Below are 12,745 nucleotides of genomic sequence, written 5' to 3'. Positions count from 1 at the left end.
CGTGCCATTCGTACCTGACGCCTTTTCCGCTTGACCGCTGGGGTTGCGTTGGCTACCGCCGGGGCTCTGATCCGGCTAATCTCTTGGCGTTTGACATCTCGCCACGCTCAAGACGATCCGATGACGATTGATCTAAAAAGTTTCATTCGCGACATTCCCAATTTTCCCAAACCGGGAATCATCTATCGCGATATCGCCCCGTTGCTGCTCGATCCCCAGGCGTTCAAGGCTGCGACCGAGGCCATGGCGGCACCGTTTGACGGGGAAACGGTCGACGTGGTCGCCGCCGCCGAAGCAAGGGGATTCATCTTTGCCGCGCCGTTGGCGCTGCACTTGAACGCCGGATTTGTGCCGATTCGCAAACCCGGCAAGCTTCCCTTTGAGACCCATTCCCATTCGTATGACCTGGAGTACGGCAGTGACGAGTTGCACGTCCACATCGACGGCGTGCTTCCCGGCCAACGTGTGATCATCGTCGACGACCTGCTCGCGACCGGCGGCACGATGCAGGCCTGTTGCAGACTGCTGGAACTCTGCCAGGCCGAGATTCTGGGCTGTTCGTTCCTGATTCACCTGGCCGGGCTGAAGGGCGAAACCAAGTTGGAACCCTACCGCGTCGAGTCCGCCGTCGTCTATTAGAGTCTCGCGCCAATGCTATCTAGTTTGACGCCAAGCGGGGGGTCTTGTTAGCGGTAGGGCGCNNTGAGCCGCTGGCCGTAAGGCCTCGGGCGGGCGTCGGACTGCCCGGCTGCTTACGCGTCACGGCTCACAAAATCGACAGACCGCTCGCGCCGTCCCGCTAATTCCTTCAGTGCAAAACTTGGTGGCATTGATCGTCGGCTAGATCTCGGGTGAATCGACCGAATGGTTCACCTGCCGTACAATAGAAGTGGTGGCAGGCCGATTGCTTGTCACTCGTCCCTTCTTTTTGAAAGTGAGTCCCTTGACCACGCCAACGCTTCCCACCGTCCAATCCGATCCAAACACCCACGCGGCTCACCAACTGGCGACCTACAAGACGCTCTCCAGCGAGGAGCTGATTGCGAGAATCACGGCCGTTCGCCAGGAGCTGGGAGACTCGTTGCTGATTCTGGGGCACCACTACCAGCAGGATGAAGTGGTCGAGCACACCGATCTGCGTGGCGACAGTTATCAGTTGTCCGAGATGGCCGCGCAGAGCGAAACGTGCCGGACGATCGTGTTTTGCGGGGTCCACTTCATGGCCGAAACGGCCGACATTTTGGCCAACCGGCCCGAAAAACTTGCCAGCCGAAACGGGCAGCGTGTCCGGGTGATCTTGCCGGACATGGCCGCGGGCTGTTCGATGGCCGATATGGCGGCGATTGCCCAGGTCGAGGCGGCTTGGGAAGACATGTCCGAAGTCATCGACACCGAACGGGTGATCCCGGTCACCTACATCAACAGTGCCGCGAGTCTAAAAGCGTTCTGCGGAAAACACGGCGGCATCGTGTGCACCAGCAGCAACGCCCGGGCGGTGCTGGAATGGGCGTTCGAACGCGGCGATCGCGTCTTTTTCTTCCCCGACCAGCACCTGGGACGCAACACGGCACTGAAGATGGGGATCACCGAAGACCAAATGCCGGTTTGGGATCCGTACGAATTGGAACTCGGCGGAAACACCGATCAGGCGATCCAAGACAGCCGCGTGATCTTGTGGAAAGGTCATTGCAGTGTCCACCAAATGTTCCGCCCCGAGCACGTCGCACAATTCCGCGCGCAGCACCCGGGGATCAAAATTTTGGTGCACCCGGAATGCCCGCGCGAAGTCAACGATTTGGCCGACGTCTCCGGCAGCACGGGCTTGATCATTCGGACGGTGAAAGCAAGTCCGCCGGGTACGAAGTGGGCGATCGGCACCGAGTTGCATCTGGTCAATCGGCTCAAGGCCGAGCATCCCGAGCAGGAAATCCACTTCCTCAGCCCCGTCCTGTGCATGTGCGCGACGATGTATCGCATCGATCTGCCCCATTTGTGCTGGGCGTTGGAGAATCTTCGCGAGGGGACCCCGGTTAACACGATCGAGGTGTCGGAAGAGGTGACCAAGTGGAGTTTGGTCGCGTTGGAGCGCATGTTGGCGGTGAAATAGCGGTCGCTATGACCGTCAAACCCGGTGCAAACTCGACGAGGGACAAAGTTTCACCAGGTTGAATCGGGGCAAACTAGGCGTTTGATGCTTTTAATGCCGATTTCGTTGACAGTTGATTTTTGCGGTAACTATACTTCCGGGAGTGCGGAATGGCGGTTGATGCGAGGGCATCCTGCGTTTCTGCAAGGAAAATCCACCGTGGGCACCCGGCTTATCGTCGCTCACCAACCCGGCATTTTGTCGCCTGAACCCTACCAAATTCGACAACGTGTTCGGACCGCTCCTGTCAAAGGAAAGCTCCTAAAATGACCTTACTTGGGAAGTCGTTTACCGTCATCATTTTCCTGCTCAGCCTGTCCTTCATGGTCTTGGCCCTGGCGGTCAATGCTTCGCATCGCAATTGGCGCGATGTTGTGTTGGGGCCGAGCGGGTACAAGGAAAAGATCGAGGCCATCTCTCGCGAGAACGAGCAGCTGGAGGACGCCAAGCAGCGGGCTCAAGCGGCGCTCAGTCGTGAACAAGTCGCCCGTCGAACCGCACTGGCTTCGCTGCAAACCCAGCTGGACCAACTGCAAGAAGAATTACAATTGCGAATCAGCTCGGTCCAGAAGCTCGAGGGTGAATTGTCCAACTTGGCTCAGGTCGACAAGATTCGCGCCGAGGAGCTGCAATCGCTGACCGACACGACCGCAAACCTTCGCGATCAGGTACGCAAAGAGCAGCAAGATCGTGACGCCTTGTTCGCCCAAACGCTGGTGCTGCAAGACAAACTCAACGAAGCTCGCGGTGTTCGCCTCGAATTCGAATCGCGGAATAAGAACCTGCAAGCTGAGCTGACCCGGTTCCGCGAAATCGCCGACCACATGGGAATCGACCCCGAAGCGCCACTGGACGGTGCTCCGCCGGAACGCAACGGGAACGTCTTGGTCGTTAATCGTACCAAGGGTTTAGCCGAAGTCTCGATCGGCATGGATGACGGAATTCGACCGGGCCACGAGCTCGAAGTCACTCGGAAATCGCGTTACATCGGCCGTTTGAAGGTCCTCAAAGCGACGCCCAACCGAGCCGTCGGCGAGATCATGAAAGACTACAGCGAAGGTTTTATTTTGGAGGGTGACCGTGTCGACACTTCCATCGACTGAGGGTGGCAAACAGCCGCCGAGCGTCTACACCGTCATGCTGGTGCTGAGCATGGTGTTCTTGTTGATCGCTGTGATTGCCATGTGGATCGAACTGCGACGCTGGGCACCGGATTATTTCCGAACCAGCGGAGCCAACCCGATGGTGCAGGTCGTCACCGACATCGACCACGTCGCTTAGCTTCGTAGGGCATGCTGTGCATGCCATGCGTCACGCAGTAGGGCATGCTGTGCATGCCATGCGTCACGCACAGCGTGACCTACTTGCGCAAGGCCCAATTCATCAACGGTGGGCATAGCCGGTCGGCATAGACCAGCAGCTTGCCTCCCAAGCTGAGGATCACTTCGGAGCGGCGTTTGCCGATCGCCGCCAGGGTCGCCGCAGCGACCCGGTCGGCCGGCCAACTGCCAAAACTCTTCGAAGTGGCGTTGGCGTCGGAGTCGACCAGCACGTCGAAAAATTCACTCTCGGTCGTGCTCGGACTGACCAAGGTCACCCGCACCGACGTTCCGGCCAATTCGGCGCGCAGCGAATCGCTCCAGCCGTGCATCGCAAACTTGCTGGCACAATACTCCGACTTGTCCGGGACCGCACGATGGCCCAGCACGCTGCCGAGATTGCAAATCACCGCGTCGTCGCTGGATTTCAAGTACGGTAGCAAGCGACGGGTCAGTTGGGCCGGGGCAAAGAAGTTGACCTCCATGATCTTTCGTAAACGCGACTCGGTCGCCTCCTCGAAGCTGCCGATCGCGCCGATGCCCGCGTTGTTGACCAGCAGATCCAGCGAGCCACCGCGGGATCGGATCAGCGATTCAAGTTGATCGTGTGTTGCCGGGTCGGTCACATCGCCACGGATCGGCTGCAGCCTGTCGTCGACGCCGTCGCGATGGATCTCGTCCGCCAGCGACTGCAGACGATCCGCACGTCGCGCGACCGCGATCACTCGGCAGCCGGCCTCGGTGAGCCGCTTAGACAGGCAGCGGCCGATGCCGCTGCTGGCGCCGGTGACAACCGCCAGTTTTCCGCTCGGATTCCAGTGGGCCAAGTCGTGGGGCCTTGATTGCAAGGTGATGTCAGCATCCTGCATGCCGACAAGTGGGGTAAGCATCCTGCTTGCCTTCGGCAGCAGCAACGCAAGCTCGAAGCTTACGCCACCGGCAACGCAAGCTGGAAGCTTACGCCACGGCAACGCAAGCTGGAAGCTTACGCCACGTCGGTGGCTGGGGTGTCGACGGGCGGTTCAACGGGGCTTTCGACCGGTGCGAAGGTACCGGTGCCGGCCGGGCGGATGGAGATCGCCGACTTGCGGGCCGGCCCCATCGCAGCGACGGGCATTTTCACACGCACGTTGACGACGTCGGCACCGAAGTGCTGCGAAACGATTTCTCCCTTGGCCGCCAGGTACGCCAGCAATTTGCCGTCGCCGGGATCGACATCGATGTCCAAATCCAGAAACTCGCGGCCGAGCGCTTCGCCGACCGCCTCGGTCAACATCTCAAGTCCCTTGACGCTCTTGGCGCTGACGGGAATCGCGTTCGGATAGCGATCCAGCACGCGGTTCAGCATCGCCGGCGATTTGATCGCATCGATCTTGTTGAGCACCAACAGCGTGTCTTTCTCTTCGATCTCCAGTTCGCTGAGCACCTTGTAGACGGCGCTGATCTGGTCGAAGACGTTGGCGTTGCTGGCGTCGGCGACGTGCAGCAACAGATCGGCCTGCCGCGTTTCTTCCAGCGTCGATTTAAAGCTTGCAACCAACGAGTGGGGCAGGTCGCGAATGAACCCGACGGTATCGCTGAGCAGGACGGTGCCCCAGTGCGCCAAGTACCAGCGACGGGTGCGAGTGTCCAAGGTGGCAAACAACTTGTCCGCCGCTTGGACTCCCGCTTCGGTCAACGCGTTCATCAAGGTGCTCTTGCCGGCGTTGGTGTAACCGACCAGCGAAACCGTTGGTGCTTCCTTGCGCGAGGCGACCTGGCGTTCGCGACGCGATTCTACCTTGCCCAATTCTTGCTTGAGATCGTGGATGCGTTTTTGGGCCAATCGGCGGTCGACTTCCAGCTGCTTTTCACCGGGGCCACGCATCCCCACGCCCATCGCCTGACGCGACAGGTGGGTCCACATCCGCTTCAATCGCGGCAGCGTGTATTCCAATTGGGCGAGTTCGACGGCCAAGCGGGACTCGTAAGTTCGCGCACCGGCAGCGAAAATATCCAGAATCAACTCGGTCCGGTCCAGGACTTTGGCGCCCGTCGCTTTCTCCAGATTCCGGATTTGCCCGGGTGTCAATTCGTTGTCAAAGATCACCACGTCGGCTTTGGTCTTTTCGACCAGCAAACGCAATTCCTCGACTTTTCCTTTTCCGAGGTAGGTGCCATGCTCAGCGGACGCACGCCGCTGAATCAATTCCCCGACCACTTGGGTGCCAGCCGTCGTCGCCAATCCATGCAATTCCTCCAGCGGATCTTCCGGAGCCGGCGTGTCGGGCAAGATCAATCGTGCCAAGACGCTTCGTTCCGGAGTGTCATCACTGACTAGATGTTGTTCACGCACTTAGGGAAAAGTCCTCCTGAAATCGTCGGGTCGCTCAGACCCCTCTAGTATAGCTACGCAAGACTGACAACGTCGGCCTGATGCCTTCCACCTGAGCATCTCGCATGCCAACCGGGCGGAAATCAGCCCCTTTCGGGGCCGGATTGTAAGGCTTCGAGGGGCAAACCCCAAAGGATTTTCGACCGGAATTTGGCAATGCGATCGAAACCTCGATCAAACCAGACGCGTCGGACGTGGGAGGGGTTCGCGAAACTGCGTCAAAGACCGGAGAGGCTCGCGGCCTGCCGCTAACACAAGCAGGCAGAGTGAGCGGAACGGCGCGAGCGGGCTGTCGGTTTTGTGAGCCGCGACGCGTGAGCGGCCGGGCATGCTGGCGGCGCCCGAGGCCTTACGGCCTGCGGCTCACCATTGACTCAACAAGTCCCAGCAAATCGACCAGCCGTCGACTCAGCGTGGTTTATTGCGACCACGCGCTTTCGAGCCGACTAGGGTCACAAAGTAACCCTCTTGGGTCACTCGACCGGTTTCGTCGAGCAATTGTCTCAGCCAGCGAACCTTGACGGCGCGGCGACCATGCGGCTCGATCTCGACAATCTCGTTGCGTCCTTGAACACGATCCCCAAAAAAAACCGGGGCGACAAACCGCCAGTCTTCCACCGAGACGAAGGCCAGCGTGGATGCTTTGGGGTAATTTGTGCCCAACCCCGCCAACACGCTTAGCCCCAGCAAACCGTGGGCGATCGGTTTTCCGTAAGGAGAGGCCGATCCCTGATCGCCGTGCAGCGGTGTGTGGTCACCCGTCAGGTCGGCGAACGCCTGCACATCGCGGTCGGTGATCTCGCGCGTCTCGGTCAACCAAACATCGCCGACGGCCAAGTCTTCCGCGTACAGTGTTCGGTCGGCCGGGGGGCGCGATTCGAGCGGTGCGGCGGTCGAAACCAAAGGCGTCGTCTCCGGATCTTCCGAGCTGACAGGCTCGGTTCGCTCCGAATCGAGCCGAAAGATCGCTGTCTGTGGATTTGTATCGGCGTCCGTTTCGTTGGCAGTGGCTTCGGTCATCAGGACTACGTCGGTCTATGGAGACGGAGGGGAGACGCGAATGGTCACGCGACGGGCACCATCATGTCGCATGGGGTCCGGTCTTCCTAGGATTCAAGGCCACCATTCTTCAGTTTTTTCCCGCATTTCGAGATCTTTTTCGTTTGTGTTGACCGAAACGGTTTGGCCGGATGGGGGGCGTCGGCGAACTTGGTAAACTGGCCGGTCGTGACACGTCACCCCCCGAAACGGCCTGACGATTTAGCCCCGCACGCGTTCGCAAGGGGCCACGCAGTACACCTCGCTCGCGCGTCGCGTCTGGCATCATGGCGTTGATTTCGGAACATCGATTGATTCGACATGCCGGACCGGAGAAGGAATAAGATAGAATGTCGACATGCCCGCGGCCGCTTCGGCCGGCCGATGGAAGCCCGCTTGCTTTTTTCCCACTCCCCACCCGCGTCTCCCGCCATGACCACACGGATCCCACTTTATTTCATTCTCTTTGCCCCGATTTTAGGCACGTTGTTGGGGACAGTCGGCGAGGCCGATGCCGGCAAGCCGGTTGAATTCTCCGTGCGAATGCTCGCGCTCGATGCCAACGAGGGGATTGCCGCGGGCGACGTCGATGGCGATGGCGTGACCGATTTGGTGGCCGGTCGCCAGTGGTACAAGGGCGGTGATTGGGCAGCTCGACCCCTTCGCAATATCGACGACTGGAACGGTTATGTGCAAAGCAACGGCGACTACTTGTTTGACGTCAACGGCGACGGCCGGTTGGATGTCATCGCCGGATCGTTTTTACCGACCGAGGTTTACTGGTACGAGAACCCCGGCGAGGAAGCGTTGCGGTTGGGAAAGCAATGGCCGGCCCACCTGTTGAAAGACACCAAGAAGTCTCAGAACGAAGGTCAGCTGTTTGAAGACTTGGACGGCGACGGGCGCCCCGAATGGATCGTCAACAGTTGGAAGAAGGATTGCCCCATGATGGTCTATCGGTTGATCGATCGGACGGACAACCAGGAACCGGCGGCCGACGACACCGAAGCCGCCGGCAAGTCGTCCGCCAAGAAAGCCGCAGCCAAACCGGAGAACTCGGCCAAGTATTCTCTGGTCGGCCATGCCCTGGGCGAATCCGCCAATGGGCACGGTGTGGCCGTCGGTGATTTGAACGGCGACGGGAAAACCGATGTCTTGGTCGGCCAAGGTTGGTATGAGCAGCCGCAATCGGACCCCTGGGGCCAACCCTGGATCTTCCACGCCGACTGGGATTTGCACAGTTCGCTCCCAATGATCGTGACTGACTTGGACGGTGACGGTGATAGCGACCTGATCATCGGCAAGGGGCACGATTATGGATTGTCGTGGTGGGAACAAACCGATCCGGACAAGGAAACCGGCAAGCTTCAATTTCAAATTCACGAGATCGACTCCAGTTACAGTCAGCCCCACTCGCTGGCTTGGGTTGATTTGGACGGAGACGGCAACAAAGATCTGATCACCGGCAAACGCTATTACGCCCACAACAGCCGTGATCCCGGCGGCAACGAGCCGCCTTGTCTGTACTACTACACCTGGGATCAAGCATCTAAATCGTTCGAGCGTCACACCATCGACGAAGGGCACGTCGGCTGTGGCTTGCAGATCGTCGCCGAAGACCTCAACGGGGACTCCAAAGTGGACATCGCCGTGGCCGGGAAAAGCGGCACGTATCTGTTGTTGGCCCAATGAGTCTTTCCGACGCCCGGCCGCCGCTCACGCTTCGTCAGGCACAGGACGAGGTGGACCGTTGGATCCAAACCATCGGCGTTCGCTACTTCGACGAGCTGACCAATTTGGCGCAGCTGGTCGAAGAGGTCGGCGAGGTCGCGCGGATCCTCTCACGCACCTGTGGCGAGCAATCGTACAAGTCGAGCGATCAACCCGGCGACTTGGCCGATGAGTTGGCCGACGTGCTGTTCGTGACGATCTGTCTGGCCAATCAGTCCGGGATCGATCTGACCGCGGCGCTGAGAGCGAATTTGGAAAAGAAAACCAATCGCGACAAAGATCGCCATCGCAGCAACGAGAAACTACGGTAGCCGCGTAAGCTTCCGGCTTGCGTTGCAGCAGCGTAGGGCATGCTGTGCATGCCGTCTGTCAGGCATCAGAGACTTGTGCCCAGGCTCCGCCCTACGCCGTGAACGATTTATTTTCTGTTTTTGACGAGGTTGTAGCGGCAGGGCGCAAGCGGGCAGTCGGTTTAGTCGGGATCTGCTAAGTCAATAGTGAGCCGCTGGCCGTAAGGCCTCGGGCGGGCGTCGCAGTGTCCGGCCGCGTACGCCGTACTAAAGGTGTTAGCGGAACGGCGCGAGCCGTCCGGTCGCGCTTCAAAAACATCGTGAAAGACCGGAGGGCTCGCGCCCTGCCGCTAACAAATCGTTCACGGCGGAGCCTGGCAACGAGTCGCGACATGACATTTGGCGATGGATCGACCACTACGTCTCCACGCCCAACTTCCGCAGCACGAACAGGCCTTCCAGCAGTTCTTTGTCGAACGGTAGCGGATCGTCGATGTCATAAGCGAAGTCGAACGATTCGACCAATTCGAATTGGTCGCTGACCTTCTTGAACAGCCGTTTCAATTGCGTCGGCGTGTAGAGCCGCAAGGGAAACTCGCTTTGGATGCGGATCGTCTCCCCACTCGATTTAACGGCTTTCAATTTGACGCGAAGGGTTTCCAGGCGTTTCTTTTCGTCGGTGTGGGGAACACTGATCGTGGTCGTCAGCGTCGTGCCGGCCTGACTCATTTTGAAGCGTTCGACGACCGCTTCGTAGTCTTCTTCGGGCACCAAGTGCATGCCCAAAATATACAGCCCGCCGGTGGCAATGGAGTCGGCCATGCTGCGCAGGTGGGCGACGGCGTCTTTTTCGGTCAGCAGGTGGCGGAACGTGTTGTAGGTACAAAACGCCGCGTCGAACGGTGTGTCAAACTCCAGGTGCGTCATGTCGCCCTTGACGCACGTCGCCTGAAGCTTTCTCCGTTTCAGTTTACGCCGCATGTAGTTCAACATCGCGTCGCTGAGATCCAGGCCGGTCGCGTCATATCCTTTGGCGGCCATCGCCACGACCAGCCGTCCGCTGCCACAGCCGGGTTCGAAAACACGACGCACCTTGCGCTCGGCAAACCGCTTGAAGGCTTCTTCAAAAAACGCGACTTCGACCGGCGTCTCTTCTCGAAACAGCATGTCGAAGTATTGGGGGTGGTCGTACCAGTTTGCCAAGGTCATGCTCAGGTGGTGAAATGTAAGTCGACGCCGAAGTCGCGAACTCAATTGGCTCCGTTGCCGCCATCCGATGCCGGTTCAGAGGAGTTGTCGGCGGAGTTGTCCGACAGGGGAACGATCTTTCCGAACAGATGCCCGCCGTGGTCTCCGTGTTGCCAGGTTCCGGCATAGCGACCGGCTTGGGGACCGGGTTGAATCAAGACGCGGGCGTCGAAGGTGCCCATGCCGGGGATCCACAGCGAATCGAGCGTGATCACCGGCGTATTGCCGGACCACAGGATTTTTAGATCCATCGGCAGTTCCTGATCGACGTTGCCGTACTTGATTCGCGCGGTGAATCGATACAGATCTGCCGCGGGGAGTTTTTCGCACGACTTGATCGTGTAGGCTTCGGTCTTCGGCGACCCGTCCTTTCCATCGACGGTGAACTTGCCGATGAACTGCGTTCCGCTCAAGTACTTCGCCAATCGGGTTTCCCGCGAGGATGCTTCGTCGGCAATCGCGGGACTCGATACGATCAAACCCACAGCCAGGATGGCGAGAGGGAGTCGAAAGACAGGGTTGTTCATGATGGCACCTCGAAGTGAACAGGGATGCCGTCAGTCTAACGTTGTCGCCGAGTGCAGAGTAAGGGCCGGTCGGAAAAGCGGATTCAGCAACCGCTGGTATTGGGCTTTAGCCGCCCACTGCCGCTGCGAGGGATGTCGATTCTTTTACTGCACGATTTGGCAACCGATTTAGATTCTCTCCCTCTGGGAGAGACGGCGTTTGCGCAGCNNGCTGGAAGCCCATCCCACTCCTTCTCCGTTGCTCACCTACGGACTGACGATTTCGTTGGTCCGTTGCACCCGTTCTTTTTGTTGCTTGAACATGTCGGGTAGATCCACGGGGCGACGACGTGCGGGGCCTGGGACCGGCTCCGGTTCCCAGTCTTCGGCACGCACCGCAGAACCGAACGGCGTGGTCAGCGAATCATCGAGCGTCTTGAGGTAGGCTTGGAGTTTCCAGGCGGGGATCACGGTTACACCGGCTTCGGTCGCCCGCTGCTTGGCCTCGCCGAGCGCCGCCAATTCGGCCGCGGCGACGTCTTCGTCACGCCCTTCGATTTTGGGCGATTCACCGACGACCAGGAAGCGAACGCTCGGATCGATTCGGCCGGTCCGCTCGCCGTTGTCCGCGATTTCCGCGCCGGCTGCTTTGATCATGCCTTCCAGGATCTCGTTGTCGGGGCGGCCATCGTCATCGATATCGATGCCGCCGGCCAGCGCGATGCGTACGCTGCGTCCGGGGGCCCAAAACGGCGAGTAGACGGCGTCGCCTTCGATGATCGGGTTGCCGACTTGGGGCATCGCCACGACTCGAGCTTCGGCCAAGTGGGGGCCGAGGATCTTCGTGACCTGGATGGACGCCTTGATGTCGGCGTCTTGAAGCCGCGCGGTGTCATCGCGATCGACCACGCCGAACGTGATCCCCGGTCGCAACGCGTCGGCCGAGCCCAGGTTGATCGAGACGATCTTGCCGCCGCGGAGGACGTAGCGGATTTCGCCCTGGACGGTCTCGAACCTGCCGCCGCGAAGCTTGTTCAGTTCCAGCTTCTGCGTTTCGATCGTGTTTTCCAGCATCTTGGTCTGGAGGACCAGATCGTTGACTTGGGTGCCGGCTTTGCGTTGAAGGGCTTGCAGCTCGCGTTCGCTCTTGGTCTTGCTGTCCTTGGCCTGCTCCATCTTGGTCAGCATGTCGTTGCGATAGGTGGCGAATTGAGTTCGCTCGTCTTCGAGTTGCTTCGCCAGGTTTTCTCGTTCGGTTTCCGCTTTCTGCTGTGCGGCACGGGCGGTCGCGACATCGGCGGCGGCTTGTGCCCGGATCTTGTTGGCGTCGTCGCGAGCGACCCCGTATTGCTCGTTCCGATCGCGGATCGCGTTCATGAAGTAGTCGACCAGCGCGCCGTAGTGACGGTCCTGGATGCCGACGTCTTGGCCGAACACCTGCATGTCGTTATGGAACTGGGTGGCCAGGGCGTCGAAGTCCGGATCGCCACTGCTGCTGTTGGCAAAGGAATCGAATTCGTCCTGGGTCATCTGCTCGGCACCGAGCATCTTCTGCATCGTGATGTTCTTTTCCTCAGCGGTTCGCAAACCGTTTTGGACGTCGGTCAGGCGATTGGCAATGGTCGCCCGTTCGTCCGCTTGGCCGCTTCCCCAACTCCAGAGGATAAAGTTCAGGGCAAGGGAGAGGACCAGCAGAATCAAACAGGTGATTAAGCTGCCGCGAATGACTGAATCGTCGCGTGCCGCCATGGGAAACTTCCGAGCGAAAAGTGGAGAGGATAGGAGAAACCGACTGGATGGACGTCTCACACACCGAGCGGCGCCATCGAGCGGCAGCGGCAAACGGCAGGAAATCCATCCACAGAATATTCACAAGTCTGCGTCATTCTAGCATTTCTGCCCGAGAATAACCCAGCTTCCCGGTCCGACTGAGCGGGTTTTAGCGCGCCCGAGCGATCAAGACAGGTGATTTCTGTCTGATCTGGCGACATCCGGGGGGCGGAGCGAACAAGCCCTGCCGGTAAATCTTGGGCGGAAAATCTGGTCGCGGAAAACGGGGGCAGGCCCGAATGACACGGGCATACGTGTTGGTG

The 12,745-nt window shown here is 59.4% G+C and carries 12 protein-coding genes; 6 read left to right on the top strand and 6 right to left on the bottom strand.

Annotated features, from left to right (window positions below; genetic code table 11):
* Window positions 1-120 precede the first annotated feature (120 nt).
* The 4 genes from NZK35_RS30450 (at window position 121) to NZK35_RS30435 (ending at window position 3,427) form a co-directional block, all read left to right on the top strand.
* A complete protein-coding gene (locus tag NZK35_RS30450) occupies window positions 121-639 on the top strand; it encodes an adenine phosphoribosyltransferase (protein ID WP_259636303.1) in 519 nt (172 codons plus the stop codon).
* A gap of 304 nt (window positions 640-943) precedes the next feature.
* Window positions 944-2,107 carry a quinolinate synthase NadA gene (nadA, locus tag NZK35_RS30445; protein ID WP_456115278.1) on the top strand — a complete coding sequence of 388 codons (1,164 nt, stop codon included), beginning with the start codon at window positions 944-946 and terminating at the stop codon, window positions 2,105-2,107.
* Window positions 2,108-2,412: 305 nt separating this feature from the next.
* Window positions 2,413-3,249 (top strand): hypothetical protein, encoded by an 837-nt coding sequence (locus NZK35_RS30440; protein WP_259636302.1) that lies wholly within the window; start codon window positions 2,413-2,415, stop codon window positions 3,247-3,249.
* Window positions 3,227-3,427, top strand: coding sequence for a hypothetical protein (locus tag NZK35_RS30435; protein WP_259636301.1), 201 nt, complete (start codon window positions 3,227-3,229; stop codon window positions 3,425-3,427). Before NZK35_RS30440 ends, NZK35_RS30435 begins: the two co-directional genes overlap by 23 nt.
* A 79-nt stretch (window positions 3,428-3,506) precedes the next feature.
* Here the strand turns inward: NZK35_RS30435 and NZK35_RS30430 are convergent, their stop codons facing one another.
* The 3 genes from NZK35_RS30430 to NZK35_RS30420 form a co-directional block, all read right to left on the bottom strand.
* Window positions 3,507-4,334, bottom strand: a complete 828-nt coding sequence (locus NZK35_RS30430; protein WP_407699853.1) for an SDR family NAD(P)-dependent oxidoreductase — start codon at window positions 4,332-4,334, stop codon at window positions 3,507-3,509.
* 116 nt (window positions 4,335-4,450) lie between these two features.
* Entirely contained in the window at window positions 4,451-5,800 is a 1,350-nt protein-coding gene (gene hflX / locus NZK35_RS30425; RefSeq protein ID WP_323379683.1) for a GTPase HflX, read from the bottom strand.
* Between the two features lie 447 nt (window positions 5,801-6,247).
* On the bottom strand, window positions 6,248-6,859 hold the full coding sequence (locus NZK35_RS30420) for a MaoC family dehydratase (RefSeq protein ID WP_259636298.1): 612 nt from the start codon (window positions 6,857-6,859) through the stop codon (window positions 6,248-6,250).
* Window positions 6,860-7,309: 450 nt separating this feature from the next.
* Between NZK35_RS30420 and NZK35_RS30415 the strand changes: the two genes are divergently transcribed.
* Window positions 7,310-8,569, top strand: coding sequence for an FG-GAP and VCBS repeat-containing protein (locus NZK35_RS30415; protein ID WP_259636297.1), 1,260 nt, complete (start codon window positions 7,310-7,312; stop codon window positions 8,567-8,569).
* A complete protein-coding gene (locus NZK35_RS30410; RefSeq protein WP_259636296.1) occupies window positions 8,566-8,919 on the top strand; it encodes a nucleotide pyrophosphohydrolase in 354 nt (117 codons plus the stop codon). The genes NZK35_RS30415 and NZK35_RS30410 overlap by 4 nt, the downstream gene beginning before the upstream one ends.
* Before the next feature lie 396 nt (window positions 8,920-9,315).
* Here the strand turns inward: NZK35_RS30410 and NZK35_RS30405 are convergent, their stop codons facing one another.
* The 3 genes from NZK35_RS30405 to NZK35_RS30395 all read right to left on the bottom strand — a co-directional run bounded on the left by NZK35_RS30405 (window position 9,316) and on the right by NZK35_RS30395 (window position 12,401).
* Entirely contained in the window at window positions 9,316-10,107 is a 792-nt protein-coding gene (locus NZK35_RS30405; protein ID WP_407699852.1) for a class I SAM-dependent methyltransferase, read from the bottom strand.
* A gap of 41 nt (window positions 10,108-10,148) precedes the next feature.
* A complete protein-coding gene (locus NZK35_RS30400; protein ID WP_259636294.1) occupies window positions 10,149-10,673 on the bottom strand; it encodes a hypothetical protein in 525 nt (174 codons plus the stop codon).
* A gap of 246 nt (window positions 10,674-10,919) precedes the next feature.
* Window positions 10,920-12,401: a hypothetical protein gene (locus NZK35_RS30395; RefSeq protein WP_259636293.1), complete on the bottom strand. Its 1,482-nt coding sequence runs from the start codon at window positions 12,399-12,401 to the stop codon at window positions 10,920-10,922.
* Window positions 12,402-12,745 lie beyond the last annotated feature (344 nt).

This window comes from Stieleria sedimenti (assembly GCF_025060895.1).
In the GTDB taxonomy this organism is placed as follows: Bacteria; Planctomycetota; Planctomycetia; order Pirellulales; family Pirellulaceae; genus Stieleria; species Stieleria sedimenti.
The sequence above is the reverse complement of the archived record's forward strand: the minus strand, read 5'-3'. Positions and strand labels throughout refer to the sequence as shown.